Origin of the sequence: Mesorhizobium sp. M7A.F.Ca.MR.245.00.0.0 (assembly GCF_003997415.1) — a bacterium.
Lineage (GTDB): Bacteria > Pseudomonadota > Alphaproteobacteria > Rhizobiales > Rhizobiaceae > Mesorhizobium.
Window position 1 is genome coordinate 45,788 of the sequence record NZ_RZTE01000012.1, and the last position, 21,665, is coordinate 67,452.

At 62.5% G+C, this 21,665-nt stretch carries 23 protein-coding genes; 8 read left to right on the top strand and 15 right to left on the bottom strand.

Features of this window, described 5'->3' with window-relative positions; all coding sequences use genetic code 11:
* Window positions 1-20: 20 nt before the first annotated feature.
* The 3 genes from EOB80_RS15015 to EOB80_RS15025 all read right to left on the bottom strand — a co-directional run bounded on the left by EOB80_RS15015 (window position 21) and on the right by EOB80_RS15025 (window position 3,297).
* Window positions 21-428 carry an AtpZ/AtpI family protein gene (locus EOB80_RS15015; RefSeq protein WP_127272330.1) on the bottom strand — a complete coding sequence of 136 codons (408 nt, stop codon included), beginning with the start codon at window positions 426-428 and terminating at the stop codon, window positions 21-23.
* A gap of 254 nt (window positions 429-682) precedes the next feature.
* Window positions 683-1,864 carry a cell wall hydrolase gene (locus tag EOB80_RS15020; protein ID WP_127328440.1) on the bottom strand — a complete coding sequence of 394 codons (1,182 nt, stop codon included), beginning with the start codon at window positions 1,862-1,864 and terminating at the stop codon, window positions 683-685.
* A gap of 143 nt (window positions 1,865-2,007) precedes the next feature.
* Complete coding sequence (locus EOB80_RS15025) at window positions 2,008-3,297, bottom strand: MFS transporter (RefSeq protein ID WP_127328442.1); 1,290 nt, start codon at window positions 3,295-3,297, stop codon at window positions 2,008-2,010.
* A gap of 119 nt (window positions 3,298-3,416) precedes the next feature.
* On the opposite strand from EOB80_RS15025, the gene EOB80_RS15030 reads away from it, so the two are divergent.
* Window positions 3,417-4,325 carry a LysR substrate-binding domain-containing protein gene (locus EOB80_RS15030; RefSeq protein ID WP_127328444.1) on the top strand — a complete coding sequence of 303 codons (909 nt, stop codon included), beginning with the start codon at window positions 3,417-3,419 and terminating at the stop codon, window positions 4,323-4,325.
* 249 nt (window positions 4,326-4,574) lie between these two features.
* Here EOB80_RS15030 and der read toward each other — a convergent pair whose 3' ends face one another.
* On the bottom strand, window positions 4,575-6,008 hold the full coding sequence (gene der / locus EOB80_RS15035; RefSeq protein ID WP_127328445.1) for a ribosome biogenesis GTPase Der: 1,434 nt from the start codon (window positions 6,006-6,008) through the stop codon (window positions 4,575-4,577).
* Window positions 6,005-6,670 (bottom strand): tetratricopeptide repeat protein, encoded by a 666-nt coding sequence (locus EOB80_RS15040; RefSeq protein ID WP_127272332.1) that lies wholly within the window; start codon window positions 6,668-6,670, stop codon window positions 6,005-6,007. Before EOB80_RS15040 ends, der begins: the two co-directional genes overlap by 4 nt.
* Window positions 6,671-6,884: 214 nt before the next feature.
* Here EOB80_RS15040 and EOB80_RS15045 point away from each other — a divergent pair, with 214 nt between their 5' ends.
* The gene (locus EOB80_RS15045) at window positions 6,885-7,883 is read left to right on the top strand and encodes a polysaccharide deacetylase (RefSeq protein WP_127273545.1); all 999 of its coding nucleotides are present in this window, start codon (window positions 6,885-6,887) and stop codon (window positions 7,881-7,883) included.
* Window positions 7,884-7,912: 29 nt separating this feature from the next.
* Here the strand turns inward: EOB80_RS15045 and sbmA are convergent, their stop codons facing one another.
* The 3 genes from sbmA to EOB80_RS15060 form a co-directional block, all read right to left on the bottom strand.
* On the bottom strand, window positions 7,913-9,172 hold the full coding sequence (gene sbmA / locus EOB80_RS15050; protein WP_127328446.1) for a peptide antibiotic transporter SbmA: 1,260 nt from the start codon (window positions 9,170-9,172) through the stop codon (window positions 7,913-7,915).
* 113 nt (window positions 9,173-9,285) lie between these two features.
* On the bottom strand, window positions 9,286-10,446 hold the full coding sequence (locus tag EOB80_RS15055; RefSeq protein ID WP_127328447.1) for a YbfB/YjiJ family MFS transporter: 1,161 nt from the start codon (window positions 10,444-10,446) through the stop codon (window positions 9,286-9,288).
* 115 nt (window positions 10,447-10,561) lie between these two features.
* Window positions 10,562-10,783 (bottom strand): hypothetical protein, encoded by a 222-nt coding sequence (locus tag EOB80_RS15060; RefSeq protein ID WP_127328448.1) that lies wholly within the window; start codon window positions 10,781-10,783, stop codon window positions 10,562-10,564.
* Between the two features lie 94 nt (window positions 10,784-10,877).
* Here EOB80_RS15060 and EOB80_RS15065 point away from each other — a divergent pair, with 94 nt between their 5' ends.
* The 3 genes from EOB80_RS15065 to EOB80_RS15075 are packed head-to-tail and all read left to right on the top strand — an operon-like array spanning window position 10,878 to window position 13,507.
* Window positions 10,878-11,870 carry a LysR substrate-binding domain-containing protein gene (locus EOB80_RS15065; protein WP_127328449.1) on the top strand — a complete coding sequence of 331 codons (993 nt, stop codon included), beginning with the start codon at window positions 10,878-10,880 and terminating at the stop codon, window positions 11,868-11,870.
* Window positions 11,867-13,123 carry an aminopeptidase gene (locus EOB80_RS15070; RefSeq protein ID WP_127328450.1) on the top strand — a complete coding sequence of 419 codons (1,257 nt, stop codon included), beginning with the start codon at window positions 11,867-11,869 and terminating at the stop codon, window positions 13,121-13,123. The genes EOB80_RS15065 and EOB80_RS15070 overlap by 4 nt, the downstream gene beginning before the upstream one ends.
* 21 nt (window positions 13,124-13,144) lie before the next feature.
* The gene (locus EOB80_RS15075) at window positions 13,145-13,507 is read left to right on the top strand and encodes a DUF488 domain-containing protein (protein ID WP_127328451.1); all 363 of its coding nucleotides are present in this window, start codon (window positions 13,145-13,147) and stop codon (window positions 13,505-13,507) included.
* 196 nt (window positions 13,508-13,703) lie between these two features.
* Here the strand turns inward: EOB80_RS15075 and EOB80_RS15080 are convergent, their stop codons facing one another.
* Window positions 13,704-14,051 (bottom strand): ArsC family reductase, encoded by a 348-nt coding sequence (locus EOB80_RS15080; RefSeq protein WP_127328452.1) that lies wholly within the window; start codon window positions 14,049-14,051, stop codon window positions 13,704-13,706.
* A gap of 148 nt (window positions 14,052-14,199) precedes the next feature.
* Between EOB80_RS15080 and EOB80_RS15085 the strand changes: the two genes are divergently transcribed.
* Both EOB80_RS15085 and EOB80_RS15090 read left to right on the top strand, forming a co-directional pair.
* A complete protein-coding gene (locus EOB80_RS15085) occupies window positions 14,200-14,556 on the top strand; it encodes a metalloregulator ArsR/SmtB family transcription factor (RefSeq protein WP_127270295.1) in 357 nt (118 codons plus the stop codon).
* Complete coding sequence (locus EOB80_RS15090) at window positions 14,553-15,032, top strand: SRPBCC family protein (protein WP_127328453.1); 480 nt, start codon at window positions 14,553-14,555, stop codon at window positions 15,030-15,032. The genes EOB80_RS15085 and EOB80_RS15090 overlap by 4 nt, the downstream gene beginning before the upstream one ends.
* A gap of 103 nt (window positions 15,033-15,135) precedes the next feature.
* On the opposite strand, the gene EOB80_RS15095 is transcribed toward EOB80_RS15090, so the two are convergent.
* Window positions 15,136-15,489, bottom strand: a complete 354-nt coding sequence (locus EOB80_RS15095) for a nuclear transport factor 2 family protein (protein ID WP_127270215.1) — start codon at window positions 15,487-15,489, stop codon at window positions 15,136-15,138.
* A gap of 168 nt (window positions 15,490-15,657) precedes the next feature.
* Here EOB80_RS15095 and EOB80_RS15100 point away from each other — a divergent pair, with 168 nt between their 5' ends.
* The gene (locus EOB80_RS15100; RefSeq protein ID WP_127328454.1) at window positions 15,658-16,362 is read left to right on the top strand and encodes an SOS response-associated peptidase; all 705 of its coding nucleotides are present in this window, start codon (window positions 15,658-15,660) and stop codon (window positions 16,360-16,362) included.
* Between the two features lie 544 nt (window positions 16,363-16,906).
* On the opposite strand, the gene EOB80_RS15110 is transcribed toward EOB80_RS15100, so the two are convergent.
* The 5 genes from EOB80_RS15110 to EOB80_RS15135 all read right to left on the bottom strand — a co-directional run bounded on the left by EOB80_RS15110 (window position 16,907) and on the right by EOB80_RS15135 (window position 21,567).
* The gene (locus EOB80_RS15110) at window positions 16,907-17,992 is read right to left on the bottom strand and encodes an ABC transporter ATP-binding protein (RefSeq protein WP_127328456.1); all 1,086 of its coding nucleotides are present in this window, start codon (window positions 17,990-17,992) and stop codon (window positions 16,907-16,909) included.
* Complete coding sequence (locus tag EOB80_RS15115) at window positions 17,982-18,590, bottom strand: cupin domain-containing protein (RefSeq protein ID WP_127328457.1); 609 nt, start codon at window positions 18,588-18,590, stop codon at window positions 17,982-17,984. Before EOB80_RS15115 ends, EOB80_RS15110 begins: the two co-directional genes overlap by 11 nt.
* 171 nt (window positions 18,591-18,761) lie before the next feature.
* Window positions 18,762-19,832: an ABC transporter substrate-binding protein gene (locus tag EOB80_RS15125; protein ID WP_127328458.1), complete on the bottom strand. Its 1,071-nt coding sequence runs from the start codon at window positions 19,830-19,832 to the stop codon at window positions 18,762-18,764.
* Window positions 19,817-20,686: an ABC transporter permease gene (locus tag EOB80_RS15130; protein WP_127328459.1), complete on the bottom strand. Its 870-nt coding sequence runs from the start codon at window positions 20,684-20,686 to the stop codon at window positions 19,817-19,819. The genes EOB80_RS15125 and EOB80_RS15130 overlap by 16 nt, the downstream gene beginning before the upstream one ends.
* Window positions 20,683-21,567: an ABC transporter permease gene (locus EOB80_RS15135; RefSeq protein WP_127328460.1), complete on the bottom strand. Its 885-nt coding sequence runs from the start codon at window positions 21,565-21,567 to the stop codon at window positions 20,683-20,685. Before EOB80_RS15135 ends, EOB80_RS15130 begins: the two co-directional genes overlap by 4 nt.
* Window positions 21,568-21,665: the final 98 nt, after the last annotated feature.

Genomic DNA, 21,665 nt, shown 5'->3' on the forward strand with positions numbered 1-21,665 from the left:
TTACCGCACATGGTGCGCGGTCATTTCTTGTCGTCTTGGCCACGGCGCGATTTATCGCCCTGTCCAAATTCTGCCACAACGCCGGCGGAACGCATCACATTGAGCACTCCGGCGCCAAAACCAAGCAGCAGAAACACGATCAGACCCCATGGCGATGTCCCCGCCAGACGGTCGATGATCCAGCCGATGCCGGCACCCACCACCACCCCGGCGATAAATTCGCTGGAGAGTTTGAGCGCCTGACCGTAACCGGCCACACTGCCCGCTTTCGCGTCGTCTTTCCCCTCGAGCCGGCCCGGCCGCCTTGTCGCAAGCGAAGCTTCAAGGTCACGGCGGCGGCGCTCAAGATCGTCGTCGCGGATGTCGGGCTCATGCTGATTGCCGCGGCCGGTTTTTCCGGTTCCGTCTGGCCCATTCTTGTCGGCCATCGCAACCCCCCTGCCCGGTCAGACCGTCACCGTCCGTCCGCTTCTAAAGTCGCCGGCAACATAGTTAGAGGGTTTGCGCCCGTCAAGCCACGGGCGGAAGTTCATTGCCATGTATTTTAGGCAATAAAATCAATGAATTAGAAAGGTGCGACATCGTGCCCGCCATGATGACGAGGATGCATGGCGCGAATCCCCCGCGCAATGGCCCTTTGATCGGCTGCGCGCCACATCAAAGATCAGCGGCTGCTCCGCACTCAGCTCCAGCCGCCGCCATAGGTCCGATAGAAGATATGCAGGCCGATCTTGGTCATCTTCTGCATCGTGCGCGCCCAGCCGGGATGGACATATTGCGCATAGTAGTGGGTCGACGATCCGACCTCCGGGATAAAGATCTTGCCGGCAGTGACGGCCATGGCGATCTCCTGGGCGGTCTTGTAGGCGGCTGGGCTATCGATGCGCTTCTTCCTGCCGTCGCAGGCGAAGGAGAACTGGCAACGGTTGAACCAGCTGTCGTTCTGGTAGACGACGCCGCAGATCGAATTCGGATAGGTCGGATTGCGCACGCGGTTGAGGATGACCTGGGCGACGGCGGCCTGGCCGCGCACGGATTCGCTCCTCGCCTCGAAATAGATGCCGTTGGCAAGGCATGCCTGCTCCTTCTGGGAGAAGACACTGGCGGGCAGCGGGTTCTGGATCCACGAATGATCGCCCTTGGCCATCGGCGGAATGAAGCGGCCCTCATTGGGCTGCTCGTCCTGAAGCAGGGCTTCGAAGGGCGATGCCTTGGCATAGTCAGGCTCGGACTGCGCGTAGGCGGTGGCCAGCACGTCCGGATGGTCGTTGTTGACCAGCGCTGCCAGCATGGCCGGCACGCCGGGATCCGGCTTCTTGTCCTCGCGCGCATGGAATGCCGCGGCGATCTGGATTTCCTTGCCTTTGATCTGCGGCTTGGCGAAAGCCATTTTCAGGCCGCTGTCCATGCTGGGCCGCAGCAAGGAGGAGGTGCGCTCGAAGATCGAGCCGGCGTTGAAGTTCTTCGGCGGTGCGACGGGAGACATTTGGACGATGCGCCCTTTCTTCTCGGCGCGCACGACGCGGTCCTCATCGGGCGTGCCGCTGACCTTGCCGCCCTTTCCGCGAAACGACACGTTGCCGACACCGGCCAGGTGGACACCCGATCCGGAGATGGAGCCGGTGACATCAGAATCGACAAAGGGCATCTCGGCAGCATGGGTCGAGCCGGCGACGGATTTCTCGACATAGGAATTCCAGCGGGTGTTCGCTTCGAGGCCGGAGACAAGGCTCGTCATGTCCTGATAGGCGACGATGGTCGGAAAGCCGATCCAGATGCCGAGACCGATGACGAACGGGGGCAGAAAGCCACGTCTTCTCTCACCGGCGGCGGCAACCAGCCGCTTCAACACACGTCGATGCACGGAACACTCTCCAGGAACGCGACAGACCCCACTGGAGAGCAAAATGATGCATTAACCTTGATGGGACGTTAACGGCTTCGATCGGACTGTTCTCAGCCGGCTTCAGGTCGTGGTTCCGAAGTCGGGCGGTTTTGCGGCCGAACTCAGGCCGGACGCAGGAAGATCGGCCGGGCGATCAGCGCGCAGATGGCGGCCGCCAGCCAGACGCCGGACCAAGACCAAAGGTGCAAGAGCCCCGGAATGGCCACCGGCACCAGGAAGAAGCCTACGAAAACAAAGGTGTTGGCAAGGCTGAGCGCGGTCCCGACATGGCTGGCCCCGGCAAGGGTGGCAAGCTCGGTGTAGGCGACACCGTGCCAGGCGGAGACCGAGATGCCTGCGACAATAAGCACGACTGGAAGGACAGCCAACCAGATGAGCTGGCCGCCCGGAACGGTTGGGCCGAACAGGACCAGCAGCCAAAGCATGGCGAAGGCAAGGGCGCTGAACGCGCTGCACAAGCGAAGAAATTGGCGGCGGTTGCCGTGACGGTCGGTGAAGCGGCCGCTCCAGATGCGCATGACCATGGCGCCGATCTGAACGGCGGCGAGGCTCGCGCTGATTGCCGCCGTTCCCAACCCAACGAAGTCGTGCAGGAACACGGAGGCGAAGGTGAGCACGGCCACCTGCGGAAAGCAGAGCAGGCCGATGGCGGTCGCGATACGCCAGACATCGCGATTGCGCAGCGGCGCCGGTCCGACCGCAGCCGAAGCGAGATGGCCCTCGCCCGCCGTCGGCGGCTCGTGCAGCCAGCGCCAGGCGAACAGGGCAGACAGAGCGGATGCGCCCGCCAGCACCCCGAACACCGCGCCAAAGCCGAAAGCCAGCGCAAGCGAGGGCAGCACGAGCGCGCCAAGGCCACCGCCAAGCGGCACCGCCGTCTGCCTGATGCTCATGGCAAAGCCGCGCTCGTTTTCCCGAAACCAGCTCATGATGGCGCGGCCGCTCGAACCGTTGACGCTGCCGCCGAGCAGTCCGGTGATGAGCAGGCTCGCGGAGAGCATCGTGACGCCGGGAATACCGGCCTTTGTCGGCACAACCAGCATCGCCATGGCCAGGAGCCACGCCGCCGTCGCGCCGAGCCCGATCAGGAGCACGCGGCGATCGCCCCAGCGATCGGTGAGCAGGCCCCAGGGCAGTTCGCTGAGCGCGACCCCCAGCCCGAGAAGGCCGAGCGCCAGGCCGAGCTCGGCATTGCCCAAATGATAGCCCTGGCGAAGAACGACCGCCGTCGCCGGGATGCCGGAGAACGTAGCCGAGAAGGCGGCATTGGCGGCAACGCCGATGCCCAGAACCTTCCAGCGATGGCCCGGCTTGAAAACCCTCCCGGCGGAACCGGTATCTTCCAGGAGCTTCGGCGACTGCCGATCGGTGCAATTGACGATGGCGGACATGATTTCATTTCCCGTGCTGGCCAGTGGTCCGGCCTTGACGATCTGTCCCTACCGCCATAATTTCATCCTGAAAATCAGGAAGTTTTGAACTTACAATCCTGAAAATCGGGACTTCAGACATGCGACGCGTAACTTTCGACCTCGACGTCCTGCGCAGTTTCGTCACCGGTATGGAGCTGGGCAGCTTTGCCAAGGCCGCTGACCGGCTTGGCCGGTCGACGTCGGCGGTCAGCGCGCAATTGAAGAAACTGGAAGAACAGGCGGCGACGCCGATCTTCCGCAAATCAGGACGCGGCCTCGCTTTGACCGAGGCCGGCGAGACCATGCTCGGCTATGCGCGCCGGCTGATCGAATTGAATGACGAGGCGGCATCCGCCATCCATGATGTCGAGCTGGAAGGCTGGGTACGGCTCGGCTTGCAGGAAGATTTCGGCGAGGCGGTGCTGCCGGGCGTGCTCGGCCGATTTGCCCGGGCGCACCCCAAGGTGAAGATCGAAGCCAGGATCGCACGCAGCCACGACCTTGCCGAAAGGGTCATGTCAGGCAGCCTCGACATCGCGCTCGCCTGGCACTGCGGCGAAACGCTGCCCTACAGCCAGCATGTCGCCGATGTGCCGATGCGCTGGATCGGGCCGGCAAAGCGCATCGAGACCAGCCTGCGCGACGGTGAGCCGCTGCCGCTGGTGGCGCTCGAAGCGCCATGCCTTCTGCGCACGGTGGCAACCGAAACGCTCGACCGCGCCGGGCTGTCGTGGCGGATGGCCTTTTCCAGCCCGAGCCTTGGCGGCATCTGGGCAGCCGTGGCGGCGGGGCTGGGGCTGACGATCCGCACCGACATCGGCCTGCCGGCCAGCGTCAGCGCAATGACGCCGGAGATCGCCGGGCTGCCGGCATTGCCCAAAATGGCGTTGGTGCTGCACCAGAAGGATGCTGAACTGGATCCGGTGGCAGCGCGGCTAGCCGACATATTGTTGCAGGCGGCGTTGCAGGCGCTGCCACGGGACGAGCGGTTGAAGGAGGTCGCTTAGACAGCCGGAAAGGTATCCAGTGTCGCGTTCCGTCCCCTCTGTCCTGCGGACATCTCCCCCGCAAAGGGGGGAGATTGGATGTCGCGAGTGCTCTCGCGAATCTTCAACGTTGCAAGAAAGGCGCCGTCAGAACGAACTGCTGATCTCCCTCCTTGCGGGGGAGATGGCCGGCAGGCCAGAGGGGGGTGCTGTCCCGCCAATTTTGCGGAGAATTCGCGCGAGCAAAGGGGCTCATTCCAGCCCGACCGCTTATTTGCGCTTGTTCGACCTGCCGGCGAACGGATTGTCCGACGTGCGCAGCGCGATGCGGATCGGCACGCCGGGCATGTCGAAGGCTTCGCGCAGGCTGTTGGAGAGATAGCGGACATAGGATTGCGGCATCGCATCGGGCCGCGAGCACTGGACAACGAAACCCGGCGGCCGGGTCTTGGCCTGGGTGACGTATTTGACCTTCAGCCGGCGTCCGGCCACGGCAGGCGGCGGGTGGTGTGCCAGGATGCCTTCCAGCCAGCGGTTGAGCTTGCCGGTCGAGACGCGGCTGTTCCACACCTTGTGCGTCTTGATGACGGCATCCATCAGCTTGTCGAGGCCGCGCCCGGTCTCGCCGGAGACAGGTACGGCCTGGAGGCCGCGCGCCTGGGGAAGAAGCCGTTCCGTCTTCTCTCGCAGTTCGGCCAGAAGTTCCTGGGGATGGTCGATCAGATCCCATTTGTTGAAGGCGATCACCGGCGCCCGGCCTTCCCTGATGATCAGGTCGGCGATCTGCAGATCCTGCTTCTCGAAGGGGATGGTGGCGTCGAGCACGATGATGACGATCTCGGCAAACCGGATGGCGCGCAGGCCGTCCTGCACCGACATCACTTCCAGCTTTTCATGAATCCTGGCCTTGCGGCGCATGCCGGCTGTGTCGAACAATTTCAGGCGGCGACCATGCCAATCCCAGTCGACCGAGATCGAATCACGGGTAATGCCGGCTTCCGGTCCGGTGAGCAGCCGCTCTTCGCCGATCAGCGCGTTGATCAGCGTCGACTTGCCGGCATTGGGACGGCCGACGACGGCAATGCGCATCGGCTTGGTGTCGTCATAGGTATGCTCGGCATCCGGATCGGCGATATCCTCGCCGATCAGAACTTCGCCGGCAGCGACTTCCAAGTCTTCGCCATCTTCATTTTCGTCGAAAGCTCGCGCTTCGCCGAGCGCTCCGATCACGGCGTCGCGCAGGTCAGGCAAGCCCTGGCCATGCTCGGCCGAAACCGGGATCGGCTCGCCAAGTCCGAGTTCCCAGGCTTCCAGCATGCCGCCCTGGGCGCCCTTGGCCTCGGCCTTGTTGGCGACCAGCACGACCGGCTTGCCGGACTTGCGCACGATCTCGGCGAAGGTCCTGTCGTCGGGCAACAGGCCGGACTTGGCGTCGATGGTGAAGAAGATCAGGTCGGCCTCGCGGATGGCGATCTCGGTCTGCGCACGCATGCGGCCGGGCAAGGTCGAGGCGCCCGCGTCCTCGAAGCCGGCGGTGTCGATGACGTCGAAATGCAGGTCGTAAAGCTTGGCGGCATGGACGCGACGGTCGCGGGTGACGCCCGGCGTGTCGTCGACGAGCGCCAGCTTCCTTCCCACCAGCCGATTGAAAAGAGTCGATTTCCCGACGTTAGGTCTGCCGATGATGGCGACTTTGAAGGTCACGACGCACTGCCCGACCCGCGGATCAGCTCGGACATCAATGTTGCGCGCTCGCGGGTGTTGCGCGGCGCGCCGTCATCGGCGGCGATCTGGTCGAACAGTTTCAGCGCATCCTGCGTCTTGCCTTCCTTCCAGGCGGAAAGGCCGAGTGCCTCGCGCGCCGTGTGGCGTAGCGTGTTGGTGTCGGATGTCAGCGCCTCGACACGGCTGGAGACATCGGCAAAGGAACCATGGTCGACGAGCAGCAGTGCTGCCCGCAGCCGCGCCATGTCGCGAATTCCCTGGGGAATGGCCGTATCCGCGGCGACTTCGTCGAAATCCTTGACGGCGGCGGGGACATCGCCCTTGTTCGCTTTGACGGTCGCGCCGCGCATGCGGGCGAGCAGCGGATAGGCGCCGTAGCCATCCTTCTCCAACTGATCGAGCGCAGTCAGCGCCTCATCGTTCTTGCCGTCATTGGCGAGCTTCAGCGCCTGCGAGAACGCATCGCCCGAGCGGTTGGCGCGCGTCTCGTCCCAATAGCGATAGCCGACGAAGGCGGCAGTGCCGAGCACCACGAGGACCGCAACGACAATCAAGGCCGGGCCAAAACGGTCCCACAGCGCCTGTGCCTGCTCGCGACGGATCTCGTCGTTGACTTCACGGATAAAACTGTCGTCGGACATCAAATCAAACCATTCCTGCCCCGTCGGGCCTTTGTCAGCCCGCGTTTTAGCGAAATTTTGCCGGCATGGAAGGGGTTCAACCGGAAAATCGCCTATTGTCCGGGGCAAACGGATGTTTGCCCCGGACAGGCAGCCGAAAAGGCCAATCGCACCCACGCCACATTTAGGCGATAGCCGGCTTGCAGACATTCCCCGAGTGAAGATCAGATTGCCTATGCTTCGTCCGTTCCGCGTTGTTGCGTTTTCGCTTGCGGCACTCGCCGCTGCCGGTGGGGCTTTGGCCGATCCACCGGCGCCGGCAAAGCCGAAACAGGTCGTCATCATCTCGTTCGACAGTGCCCGCGACATTTCGCAGTGGAAACGCAGCCGGGCACTGGCTGAGCGCACCGGCGCGCACTTTACCTATTTTCTCTCCTGCGTCTTCCTGCTGTCAACGGAGACACGCAAGGAATACACCGCACCGGGCAAAGGCGCCGGCAAATCCAACATCGGCTTTGCCGCCTCGAAGCAGGAAGTCACCGAGCGGCTCGAACAGATCGGCCTTGCCGCGCATGAAGGCCACGATATCGCCAGCCATGGCTGTGGCCATTTCGACGGCAAGGACTGGAGCAAGGCCGACTGGCTGAAAGAGTTCAGTTCGTTCGAGCACATTCTCGAGAACGCCTATGCGATCAACGGCATTGCACCCGAACCACAGGGCTGGCGCGATTTCGCGCGGCATGCGGTGGTCGGCTTTCGCGCGCCGTATCTGTCGACCGGCAAGGCGCTCTATGAAGCGCTGCCGGCGGCCGGATATCAATTCGATGCCAGCGGCGTCTCGCAAGGCCCTGCCCGACCGACGGCCAGCAACGGCATCGTGCACTTTTCGCTGCCGCAGATTCCGGAAGGACCGAAGTCGCGGCCGGTGATCGCCATGGACTACAATCTCTATGTCAGGCATTCCGGCGGCTTCGAGCGGCCAAGCCAGGCGGACGAGTTCGCCAACCGGACCTATGCTGCCTTTCGCGCCGCCTTCGACAAGCAGTATGCCGGCAAGCGCATTCCGCTTGAGCTCGGCTTCCACTTCGCGCTGATGAATGACGGCGCCTACTGGAACGCGCTGGAGCGCTTTGCCGGCGACGTCTGCGTCAAAGCCGATGTCGAATGCATCAGTTTTCGCGATTATGTTTCGCGACAGGACGCTGGCCAAAGGCAGGTCTCGGTCGGCGGCTGAGCCGCCGACCCGGTTCGACTTCCAAAACCTTAGGCTGGGTCCTCGGCGCTCTGTCTTGCCAGATAGCGCTGGTCGATTTCAGGCAACGGCTCGCCTTGCAGCGTCGCTTCGAAGGCACGCAGGCGCTTGTGGACCGATTGCAGCTCGACGATGGTCGACCAGGACGTGAGCAGAAACTGCAGCGACCCCGTCACCTTGCCGAATGCGTTCGAAATCTGGTTCAGCGCGCCGAACGTTATCTTGTGCGCCACCAGTGAGGGACCAAGGATCAGCAGCGAGAAAATGTTGTCGGCCTGCAGGTAGGTGTAACGGACGACGTTGAAATAGATGTAGTGGAAATACAGCCTGAAATAATTGTGACGAACATTCTCGAACAGCTCGGCGGTGGTGGCCGGCTGGGCGCGGTCCGCATGATCCTCGCCGTAGACGAGTTCCTTGCGGTAGGCGGCTTCGACACGCTGGTTGCGGAACTGCAGCCCTGGAAGTTTCAGACCGGCAACCATGACCGAGATCGTCCCGAACAGACACCAGGCAAGGGCCGCGACAACCAATGGCTGCGGGATCGCGCCGATAATCGGCAACTCAGTGATATGGGCCTGCAACTGGATCATGACCGGCAGGAATGCGATCAATGTCATGATCGACTGGACGAAGCTGGAGCCGAGGTCTTCCATGATCTGCGAGAACCGCATCGTGTCTTCCTGGATACGCTGCGAGGCACCCTCGATATGGCGTAGCCTGCTCCAATTCTCGACGAAATAATTGTTCATCGCCGTGCGCCAGCGGAAAATCCAGTGGCTGACGATGAAGGCATTGACCACCTGCACATTCATGCCGACCAGCGCGAGCCACGAAAAATCCGCCAATCCGATATAAAATTCGCTGTTGGTCGACTTTCCAGTCCCCGACATCAGTCCCTGCACATAGTCGAAGAATGGTCCGTACCAGGCGTTGACGGCGACACTGACCTGCACATTGAAATAGATGAAGAACAGGATGACCGCGGTCATCAGGATCGACCAGCGCTGCCACGGATGCGGCGAATACCAGCTCCAGAATGCGTAGAAGACGGCCACGCAGAACACGAAATAGAGATAAAACCATAGAAACGGCGGCGACATGAGGATCGCGATGCCGATGATGGGCGGCGCGCCGGCCGCAGCCGGCGGCAATCCCAAAACCGCGCCCAATTGTTCACCACCGAAAAACCAGAACAGGATCGCCGCAAGGCTCCAGACGGCGGCCGAAGAGAAGAAGAGCTTCGGCTGCGGGAAAAAGGATACGAACACTGTGGCGAATTCCTCGATCTAGGCGCAAATCAGCTGACGGCAGCGGGCATAAAGTCACACATTAGTGGGAAAGAAAATGCCTGTGCCCGATGCCCGGCACAGCAAGCTCACAATCATGGCGATTTTGGCGCAGCCGACCATGTGATGGCGCCGGAGACGACCAGCACGATTGCGGCTGTGATCGAGGCGAGGAAGAAATCGCCGGACATTTGCGCCAGAAACCCGGCGGCGACCGGCCCGATGATCTGGCCAAGGCCGAACGCAGCCGTCATCAGGGCGAATATCCGGCGCGGCGCGCTTGGCGCCTGCTGCCGGGCGGCCTGCAGGCCAAAGGCGGTGATGGCAATGAAGGTGCCGCCGAGCAGCACGCCGGCAAGCAGCGGCCCGGTGGCGCCGCCGATGGCGACGCTGGCGGTGACGCCGGCAACTTCGATGAAGCACGCCAGCGCATAGGCGGCATAGAGGCCGGTCCGCGCCGCGATCTTCTGCCAGAACCAGACCGAGGGAAAGCCCGCAAGACCGGCGACCATCCACACCATGGCCTCGAAGATGCGGCTGCCGCCGCCTTGCCGGACGATGGCGACCAGGAATGTCGCCGTCACCACATAGCCAAAGCCGAACAGGCCGTAGGCGATGATGACCTTGACCAACGACCGGTCCATCCGCAGTGCCGGCTCGCGGGGGACTTCGCCGTTGCCGAGCGGACCCTCATTGACCAACAGAGCGACGAGGACGAAACCGCAGGCCGAAATCGCCGCCGACCACAGCCAACCTGCCGCCCAGCCCGAATGCTCGGCGACCAGCACCGCCATCATCGCCGCCGATGCCGCTATGCCGAGCCCGACGCCGCCGAAATGCCAGGCCTGCAGGTCGTTGCGACCGGCAGCCGCGATATGGCTGAAAACGACGCTGGCCATGAACACCATGACGAAGGCGCTGGCCAGACCGGCCAGAAAGCGGATGGCGAGAAAGGCCGCCATCGCTTCGGTCAGCCCCATCAGCGCGGCAAGGACCGCACTGGCGCCAAGCCCCGCCAGCATCAGCAGGCGCTCGCGCCCATGCGCCCAGCCGCCCGCCGCTGCCAACGCGCCGACGAGGTAGCCGAGATAGTTGGCCGAGGCGATCCAGCCGGCATCGGCCGGCGACAGATGCAGTTCCTGCATCATGCCGGGCAGGATCGGCGTGTAGACGAAACGGCCGATGCCCATGGCGACAGCCATGGCCATCATGCCGGCGAGGGCGAAACGCAGCGCTGTCGAGGTGGCCGATGTCATTGCACTGCACAATAAGTGCAGGGGTCGCTGAAACAATCGCCATCTGTTGGGCCAGTGCGTGCGCGGGACGCGGTGCTCGCCTCGACTTTCCCCAAGCCGAACGCTTGGCGCCTGCTCAGCAGCGGCAACCGGCGCGTAGCGGAGCCGTCTCGTGCACTGTCCGCCGTGCCGTCAGCCTGAACGGCACATCGCCCAGTTCGCGCTCCGACATGGTGTTCAGCACCGGATGCGAAAGCGGATCGATCAGCCATCTCTGCGCCTCGCCGTCCGGGCGCGGCTCATACGGCCTGCTCGCAGTGAAAAAGACCTTCAGCGACGACGACAAAATCCCTAACATTTCCGGCTCCACAGGTCTGTCTCTCCCGACAAAATCTGCCGTTTCGATATGCCTTTCAATTGAGATTTCAGTCGGATCAGTTTAGAAAAACTCAATGGCCATGCTCAACCGCGTCCATCTCAACGGCCTCCGCGCCGTCGAAACCGTTGCCCGTCTCGGATCGCTGGCGGCGGCGGCCGGTGAGCTCAACGTTTCCGTCAGCGCCGTCAGCCAGCAGATCAGCCGTACCGAAAAACAGCTCGGCCAGGCGCTGTTCGAGCGAACGGCGAGCGGTCTGGTGCTGACCGAATTCGGCGCCGTCTTCGCGGCCCGCCTCGGTGCTGGATTTCGTGAGCTTTCCCAGGCCGTGGCCCTGGCCGACGAGGCGACGCAATGCACATTGGTGGTTTCGGTGGCGCCGGCCTTTGCCTCGAAGTGGCTGTTGCCCAGACTATCTCGCCACTTCGACCGGCATCCCAACGTGCTGCTGCGCATCGACGCTTCGGTGCGGCTGGCCAATCTCGATCACTCGGACATCGACATCGCCATCCGGCTTGGCGACGGCAAATGGCCTGGCGGGCGGGCGGAACTGCTCTTGGCGCAGGAAGTCTTCCCGGTCTGCGCGCCGGCGATCGCCCAAAAACTGAAGTCGATCGAGGACCTGGCCCAGACCTGCGCGATCACCGACGAGCGGGCGATGATCAACTGGGAAAGCTGGTTCGAGACGGCCGGTGTTCCACCTGTCACCTTCCTGAAAGGTGCGCGTTTCACCGACCCGATGCTGTGCCTGGAATCGGCGATTGCCGGTCATGGCGTGATGCTGGGCTGGCAACTGCTCGCCGCCGACGCGCTGGCCGACGGGCGGCTGGTGGCGCCTTTCGGAATCCGCGCCCAGAGCGGGCTCGGCTATTGGCTGGTGACCTCCAGCACCAAGGCCGAAAGCCGCAAGGTCCGGGACTTCAAGGCCTGGATCAGGGAAGAGATCGAGGCAACGATGGCGCGGTTTGGGTCCGCGGACGCAAAGCCCGCTGGCGCGATCGCGGTGGAAAGGACGGAGGCACCGAGCTATGTAGGGTCGGACATCAAACTACGACAGGCAGGATCATGACCACACATTCGCGCGGCGTTTCCGCATCGATCGACCCGGTGAAGCTCGACAGGCTGGCGGAAGTCGCCATCAAGGTCGGACTGGAATTGCAGCCGGGGCAGGATCTGGTGCTGACGTCGTCCATCGCGGCACTGCCGCTGACCAGGCGGATCGTCGAACATGCCTACAAGGCCGGCGCCGGGCTGGTGACGCCGATCTTCAACGATGACGAGATGACGCTGGCCCGCTACCGCTTCGGCGCCGATGCGAGCTTCGACCGCGCCGCCGGCTGGCTTTATGAAGGCATGGCGAATGCCTTTGCCAACAATGCGGCCAGGCTTGCCGTACGCGGCGAGGATCCGTCGCTGCTCTCCGCACAGGATCCGGCGAAAGTGGCGCGCGCCAACAAGGCGAATTCGATGGCCTACCAGCCGGCGCTGGAAAAGATCACCGGCTTCGACATCAACTGGAACATCGTCGCCTATCCGGACCTCGCCTGGGCCAAACAGGTCTTCCCCGGCGATGCCGACGATGTTGCGGTCGTGAAGCTCGCCGATGCCATCTTCGCCGCTTCGCGGGTCGATGTTGAGGACCCGATCGGCAATTGGAAGGCGCACAACGCGGCGCTTCGCAGCCGCACCGAATGGCTCAACGGCCATAATTTCCATGCGCTGCACTTTACCGGACCCGGCACCGACCTGACGGTTGGACTGGCGGACGGCCATGAATGGATGGGCGGCGCCTCGACCGCCAAGAACGGCATCACCTGCAACCCCAACATCCCGACCGAGGAAGTCTTCACCACGCCGCATGCAAGGCGGGTCGAGGGTCATGTCTCCTCGACCAAGCCGCTGTCCTACCAGGGCACGCTGATCGACGACATTTCGGTGCGTTTCGAAGAAGGCAGGATCGTCGAGGCCAAGGCATCGAAGGGCGAGGATGTGCTGAAGAAGGTGCTCGATACAGATGAGGGCGCGCGCCGCCTCGGCGAAGTGGCGCTGGTGCCGCATTCCTCGCCGATCTCGGCAAGCGGGCTGTTGTTCTTCAACACGCTGTTCGACGAGAACGCCGCCTGCCATATCGCGCTCGGCCAGTGCTATTCGAAGTGCTTCGTCGACGGCGCCTCGCTCAGCCAGGACGAGATCGCGGCGCGCGGCGGCAACAAGAGCTTCATCCACATCGACTGGATGATCGGCTCGGACAAGATCGACATCGACGGTGTCCACAAGGACGGCGCCCGCGTGCCCGTCATGCGCAAAGGCGAGTGGACCTGACCCGCTTTGCGGAGCGGTCCGATGGCCTTCGATCTGGTGGTCAAGCGTATCTACGAGCCACCCGCTCCCGATGACGGGCAGCGGGTTCTGGTCGACCGCATCTGGCCGCGCGGCGTCAGCAAGCAAGACGCCGCGCTGGCGCTGTGGCTGAAGGAGATTGCACCAAGCGAAGAGCTGCGAAAATGGTTCGGCCACGAGCCGGCGCGCTGGGCGGAGTTTCAGGAGCGGTATCGCGCTGAGCTGGACGGGAACGGCGAGGCGGTGAGTGAATTGCGAGGCTTGATCAGCCACAGCAAGGTGACGCTGCTCTATGGCGCGCATGATGAAGCGCATAACAATGCGGTGGCGCTGGCGGGGTATCTCAGCGCAAGCGCTCACAATTAGCCATCGTTAGCCAGACCTTCGTCATCCTCGGGCTTGACCCGAGGATCCATGCCGCGGCCTCAGTCGAAAGGCGCAGCGGAGCAGAATCTGCACCGTTGCAACACGGATAGATCACGGCATGGATCCTATGGTCTGCGCTGCGTCGCTCCGCTCCTTGCTTCGCCATAGGATGACGAAGTGAGGTGTATGCGCTGCCCTACTTCACCACCGCTTCATAAACATCAGCCTTGAATCCAACCAGCACCCGATCCCCAACCTCCAGCACCGGTCGCTTGATCACGGTCGGCTTGGCCAGCATCAGCGCCTTGGCCTTCTTGTCATCAAGGCCCTGCTTGTCCTTGTCCGCCAGTTCGCGGAACGTCGTGCTCGCCTTGTTGAGCAGCTTTTCCCAGCCGACCTTGCCGGCCCAGCCATCCAGCCGCTTGGCGTCCAGCCCCTCTGCCCTGAAATCGTGAAACCGGTAGGCTACGTCATGGCCCTCCAGCCAGACGCGCGCCTTCTTGACCATGTCGCAGGTGGTGATGCCGTAGATAGTGATCGTCAAAACAGTGGCCCTTCCGATTTCGAATCTGATCGCAGATTAAGGACGCTCTGCGCGCTTTGCCAGCGCTGCCCCGGCAGGCCTTCGGTTTTGCCCTTGCCAACACTAAGGAATTTCCCTAAGTATTTTGACAGCGCCTCAGGACCAACCAATGACAAGCCTTCAGACCACAACTCCGAGCCCTCCGCCGATCGACGGCATCTTTCGCGCACTGTCCGATCCAACGCGGCGACGCGTGGTGGAGCGGCTGAACCGCAGCCCTGCCTCGGTCAGCGAGCTTGCCCAACCGTTCGACATGGCCCTGCCCTCCTTCATCGAACATCTCAAAATCCTCGAAGGTTGCGGGCTGGTGCGCTCGCAAAAGACCGGCCGGGTCAGGACCTATCAACTGGCACCCGAGCCGCTGAAGCTAGCCGAAAACTGGCTGGCCGAACAGCGCACGCTTTGGGAGCGTCGCCTCGACCAGTTCGACGCTTATGTGATGACCCTCAAGGAGACAGAAAAATGAGCTATCCCCTCAAGCCGGATCCCAGACTGGACCTCGTGCTCGAGCGCGTCATCGATGCGCCGCGCGAATTGCTGTGGCGCGCCTTGACGACGCCTGAGCATGTCAAGCAATGGTTCACGCCTAGGCCTTGGATGATCACCGACTGCGAGATCGACCTCAGGCCGGGCGGGCTGTTCCGCACGCGCATGCAGTCGCCCGACGGAACCGAGGTCAACGACCGCCATTGCTGCTATCTCGAAATCGTGCCGAACGAGCGGCTGGTGTGGACGGATGCATTGTTGCCGGGTTACCGGCCGTCAGGGGAACCCTTCATCACCGCTGTCATTTCCTTGCAGCCGGACGGCAAGGGCACGCGCTACACCGCCACCGCCATCCATCGCGACGAGGCGATCCGCAACAACCATGAAGAGATGGGCTTCTTCGACGGCTGGGGCACGGTGGCCGACCAGCTTGCGCAGTACGTGAAGACCATTTGAGCCTCTCACATGGCGGCCTGGGACATCGTCCCGGCCGCCATGCTTATTTTTCAACCTCCAGCGACGAGATCGAGCTCCCGCAAGCCGATGGTATTTCACGGCCTCAATAATAGAAGCGCTCTTCGGTGATCTTGCCGTTTTTGACCGTGTAGAGGCCAACTTCATCCATGGTGACTCGCTCGCCGGTAGCCTTGGGCGTTATGTCGAACTTGAAGCGCACCGCGAACTGGTCTCCGTTGACATAGGGGCCCTCGACCGAGCCGCCATGCACTTCGTTGTTCTCCTGCCACCACTGGCCCTTCTGCTTGAGAGCCTCCTTGCCATGGGAGATGGCCATTGGCCCCGCCATGGCTTCGAGACTGACGATATCATCGGCATTGTACTTCTCGGCAGCAGCTTCGTTATCGCCCTGCTTGAGCAGCTCGGTGAAATCCTTGGCAATTTCCGCGATGGTCATTTGTGTTCCTCCTGTTCAGATGCACTGCAAGCGTAGGGAACGGCATGCTGGCCTGCTATCGTCGGACCGTGCGGTAGCTGACAATACGTGTCAGGATGATGATATCGCGCGGACCGCGCTCCCGCACATCAGGTTGCGGACACAAGCCAATTCCGCAATTCTAGGTGAATGTGCAACCTCTACAATATTACCACGACGCAAGAGGCGGTCCGCCAATGGACACGCACAATGCGCGATATCAGCGGCAACCTTGAGCCTTCGCTTGACGTCTATCCCAACCAGCCCGGCCTAGTCGTTCGCAACACGGCGGACGGGGAGCGTGAGTTGGCGAAACTGCTTTGGGGTTTGCCGACGCCGCCAGATCGCATGAAAGGCAAGGCGGACTACGGCACCACTAACGTGCGCAATCCGCAATATTCGCATTGGCAGCAGTATGTCGGCGTCGAGCATAGATGCGTCGTGCCGGTAACCAGCTTTGCCGAACCTAGCCCTACCCCGAACGACAAAGACCCCGAAACTGGCATCCAACGCAACTACTGGTTTGCGCGTGACGAGAGCCTACCGCTGTTCTTCTTCGCTGGGTTCTGGACTCGTTGGCAGGGCGTGCGAAAGGTCAAGGATGGTCCTGGCGACTTCGAGTTGTACGCCTTCATGACAACCAAGCCTAACGCCCTCATAGCGCCGATCCATGAGAAGGCTATGCCAGTAATCCTGACCACTCCGGAAGAGACCGAAGCTTGGCTGACATCACCATGGTCAGAAGCACGGCATTTGCAGAGGACAGCGCCGGACGATGCGTTGGTTATAGTTGAGAAGCCAGCCACACAGATCAAGTTTCCACCACAGGCGCCGGCCCAAGGGTCTCTGTTCTAGCCCGGAATCGGCTCTCCTCAGTCGTCGTCTCGCCAGATTACCCGGCGCACCATACGGATTTCGACAAGACGTCTGACACGAATTTTCAAACGCTCGGCGGCGCTCGGCAAAACTATATTGGCATCAAGCTCGCGAAGCTTGCAGCGCTCGCACCGCATATGCCGTTCGACGTCCCAAAAGGGAATGTCACCGACTAGCTTTGCAAGGTCACCGGGCAGATAGTGCCGAGTGATGTTGCAGTGCCGGCATCGAACACGAATGAGTTGCCCGACTTCGTGCGCAAGGCACAGGGTCTGCACATTTCGGCGCGGTCGGCTGCTCAATTCCGGCATCGGCCAAACTAGGAATATATTCCCCGGCGAGTCAATTCCTACTTAGTTCCACGGTCTTTTGTTCACAGCCGGCTGACAGGTCCACATAGTCAGGGCGACGACGGCCCGTAGCCGATGATGCCCTTGACCTCGAAGTTGGTCGCCCAATCGGCGTAGTGCTTGTAGCCACGGAGCGGCGCGAACGGATGCTTCGGTTTTTAACGTAGCTGAAACTAACCTGGTAGCACCGGGCAGTTGGCACCACGGCGCAGGCTGATATGCGCCACGTCTCCGACGCTGAATTGGGAACCCTCGGCCTGGCGCGGTGCATCGATGACAACAGGCGCGCCCTGCCCGAGCTCGGCATGCAGGCGCAGCGTGCGGCCGTGAAAGACGACGCTGTTGACGCGCGCCGGTGCGGTGCCGGGCGCAGCCTCGGTCATCGCCAGCAAATCCTCCGGACGCACGCCGATGGTGCGGGTGGCGCCCTCGGCAGGTGCCTCGCTAGTTTCAGAAATAGCCTCCAGCGGCAGGGCGCCGGCGGCGAAGCGCAGGCGATCGCCGTCTCGGCCGACGAAGCGCGATTGCAGGAGATTCATGGTGCCGATGAAGCTCGCCACAAACTTCGTGGCGGGCCGGTCGTAAAGGGTGGCCGGCGGCGCGATCTGCTCGATGCGGCCCTTGTTCATGACGACGATGCGGTCGGAAATCGACAGCGCTTCGGTCTGGTCGTGGGTGACCATGACGAAGGTGGTGCCGAGCCGCGACTGCAGCCGCTTCAGTTCAACCTGCATCTGTTCGCGCAGATGCGCATCGAGCGCCGACAGCGGCTCGTCGAGCAGCAGCACGCGTGGTTCGCAGACGATGGCACGCGCCAGCGCGACGCGCTGGCGCTGGCCGCCCGACAGTTCGGAGACGCGGGCGCCAAGCTTGTCGGCGAGACCGACCATGTCGAGGGCTTCGCCGGTGCGCTTTGCCTGCTCAGATCCAGACAGTTTGCGCAGCGACAGACCGAAGCCGACATTTTCGGCGACATTCATGTGCGGGAACAGCGCATAGTCCTGGAACACGGTGTTGACCGGCCGGTCGAACGGCCGAAGGGCCGTGATATCGCGACCATCGAGCAACACCTTGCCGCTCGACGGGCTTTCGAAACCGGCGATGACGCGCAGGCTGGTGGTCTTGCCGCAACCCGACGGCCCGAGCAGCGTGACAAACTCGCCGCTGATAATGTCGAGATCGACGGCGTCGAGCCCGACGATGCCCCCAGGAAAAATCTTCGAGACCGCCTGCAGCCGCACAAGTGGATCAGGCGCCATCGCGAACCTCGGACGGCTTCGTGGTGTTGACCCAGAGGATCTGGCAACGCTCGGCGCCCGGATTGCGGAAGGCATGCAAAAGCGTGCTCTTGAACGCAAAACTGTCGCCGGCCTTCAGCACGTAATTTGTCGAATCCACCACCAGTTCGACCTCGCCGGCCAGCACGAAGCCGAATTCATGGCCGGCATGGGCATAGGCCTCGGCCGTGCCGCCGCTGGCTTCCACCGTCACCAGCATGCCGGTCAGCGTCGCGCCCGGGGGCGACAGCAGCGCCTTGGCAATGCCTTCCGATTTCACCGGGATCTGCCGCCGCTTGTCGGCACGCACACAATAGAGATCGCTGACGGCATCGTTGCCGTCGGCGATCAGCGCCGACGGCTCGATGTCGAGGGCGGCGGCGAGCGGCCAGATCACCTTGACGCGCAGTGAGGACATACCGCGCTCGATCTGGCTCAGTGCCCCGATCGACACACCGGCTTTTGCCGCAAGATCGGCCAGTGACAGATTGCGCTCCAGCCGCAGCGCCCGCACGCGCCGGCCGACCCGCACATCGGCGTCGTCCTTCGGCTTCTCAGCCGGTTCGTCCAGCATGTCCATCAATTCGTCCTCGTGTTTTACCTTCTCCCCTTGTGGGAGAAGGTGGATCGGCGCGCAGCGCCGAGACGGATGAGGGGTGTTCCAGCGAAGTGAAACGTTAGCGTTCCCTGAAACACCCCTCATCCGTCGCCTTCGGCGACACCTTCTCCCGCAAGGGGAGAAGGGGGAGCTCTATCCCCCTGCCTTGACCTTTTCGAACATCTTGGCGAGGTCGTCATTCTGTTTCATCGGCCCGGTGAAGATGGTGGTCTTCAGCAACACCTCGGGATCGGATGGCAGCTGCAATTTCTCCAATTCCGCCTTCGGCACGGTGGCAAAAGCGGAGCTCAGCGAGCTGCCGTAGCCATAGGCCTGGATCAGGTATTTGCCGGAGTCGGCATCCAGCCGGCTGTTGATGAAGTCATAGGCGAGATCGACATTCTTGGCGTCCTTGAGCATGACGAAGCCGCAGGCCCAGGTCAGCATGCCCTCCTTCGGCTTCATGAACTCGACCGGCACGCCCTGCTTCTTCAGCGACGTGGCGGACGCATTCCAGGTCATGGCGGCGACCAATTGGCCGCTGGCCAGCGCCTGTTCCACCGAGGTCATGTCGGTGGTGTAGTTGGAGAGCAGCGGGCGCTGCTCGCGCAGCTTCTCGGCCACCTTGTCCATTTGCTCCGGTGTCATGTCGAACGGATCGACGCCGGCCAGCAGTGCGGCAACGACCGGCGTGTCGTGCACGGCGTCGATCGTCGCCATGCGGCCGGCATACTGCTTGTCCCACAGAAGGTTCCAGCTCGCTTCCGGGTTCTTCACCAGATCGGTGCGGTAGAGGATCGAGGTGTTGCCCCAGTCCCATGGCACCATCCAGACCTTGCCGTCGCCGGCCTGCAGGTCGGGCAGGTTCTTGAACACCGGGAAGATCGAATCCCAGTTCTTGATGCGCTCGGTGTCGATCGGTTGCAGCAGGCCTTCCTTGTTCCAGCGCGCCACCTTGTCATAACAGGGATGCGCGATGTCGGGGCGGAAGCCGGCCTTGACCTTGGTGAAGGCGTCATCGTCGTCACCGAAGATGGAGGCCTCGACGCCATCGGGATGCGCGGCGAGGAAGCTCTTGTTGAAATCGGGCAGTTCATAGCCCGACCAGGTGAAATATTGCAGCTTGTCGCCGGCGAAAGCGACGGTCGACGACAGCGCCAGCGCGAACGCCGTCAATCCAGCGCAAACAGTCTTTGCAGAGATCGATTTCAGGTCGAATGCCATTGCAGTTCTCCTCTCTTGGTTTGTTTTGGTTGTGATGGATCCGCGGGCTTTGGCGCCGTGGCGGACAGGCCGCGATGGCGCAGGATTTCAGCTGCTGCAGCGATGACGAAGGACACAGCCAGGATCGACGTGCCCAGCGCCATCACCGTCGGCAGCGACTTTGGAAAACGCAGCTGGCTCCAGATGTAGAGCGGCAGCGTCGGCTCGGTGCCGGCGAGGAAGAAGACCACGATGAATTCGTCGAAGGAGATCAGGAAGGCCAGCATGAAGGCCGAAATGATGGCCGGCAGGCTGAGCGGCAGCATGACCCGCCGGAACGTCGTCCAGTCGGAGGCGCCGAGATCGAGCGCCGCCTCGCGAATGGTTTTCGGGATGGCGGCGAAGCGGCTGCGCATGATCACCACGGTCGTCGGCAGCGCGACTAATATGTGGCCGAGGACGATGGCGATGCGCGATGGCCCCAGACCAATGAGGTTGATGAGGATCAGCAGCGATATGCCGACAATGACGCCGGGGATCAGGATCGGCAGCCTTGCGATGGCGCTGATGGTGGCGGCCAGCGGCGAGCGGCCATAGAGGTCCATGTAGGATACGGTGATGCCGCACAGCGTCGCGCCCGTGGCGGCAATGGCGCCGATGACGAGGCTGTTCAAGAGTGCACCGGTCAGCGCCGAATTGCCGAACAGTGTCGCGTACCATTGCAAGGTGAAGCCTTGCAGCGGAAACGCTGCCTGGATCGAGTTGTTGAAGGAAAACAGCGGGATCAGCAGCACTGGCAGATAGAGAAAGACCAGATAGGCGACGACGTAGACGCCGAGCCAGCGGCCGCCTCCCTGCGCGCGTGCAGTGCTCATGTGCGGCTGCCAAATCTGCGGTCGGCGAAACGCGCGACCAGCACCACGCACAGGATGACCAGCATGACGGCGACGGAGAGTGCGGCGCCAAACGGCCAGTCATTGGCCTTGCCGAATTGCGCCTGGATCAGCGTGCCGATCATGGTGCTGGCCGGGCCGCCGACGAGCGCCGGCGTGACATAGTCACCGACCGTCGGCACGAAGACGACAAGCGCGGCTGCCAGCACGCCCGGCATCGAATTGGGCAGCACGACACGGCGGAACGAGGTGAATGGCCGCGCGCCGAGGTCCGAAGCGGCCTCGATCAGCGATTTCGGGATGGTGTCCAGCGCCACGTAGATCGGCAGGATGGCGAAAGGCGCATAGGCGTGCGCCAGCGTGACGACGACGGCGGCCGGCGTGTTGAGAAAGGCCAATGTCGGCTCGGACCAGATACCGCTTTCGATCAGCGCCGAGTTCAAAACGCCATTGTAGGCGAGCACGATCTTCCAGGCGAAGACGCGCAGGAGATAGCTGGTCCAGAATGGCAGCGTCACCAGGAACAGCAGCAGGCCGCGCCGCCGGCCGGCGTGGAAGGCAAGGTAGTAGGCGACGGGATAAGCGGTGACGACGGTCGCCAGCGTGACCAGAGCGGCAATGATCAGCGAGCGCAGCGTCACCGTCCAGTACAGCGGATCGGACACCACAGTGACAAAATTCGCCACGGTGAAGCCGGCGCCGAGCAGCGAGCCGTCATTGCCGCGGAAGGCGAGGAAAAGCACGAGGCCGAGGGAAAACAGGATCAGCAGGAAGGTGACAAGAGCGCCCGGCAGCAACATGGCGAACCGGAAGCCCTGAGAAGACCGGGCCTCTGGCGCTGATGTTGCAACTAGGGTCGACATCGACCTGCCTATCGGAATTTGAAATTGGCTTAGAGTTTTTCATATTCATGAAACTGTCAAGTAGAATCCCCTAACAGAACCCCAAGGAGATGAAGCGC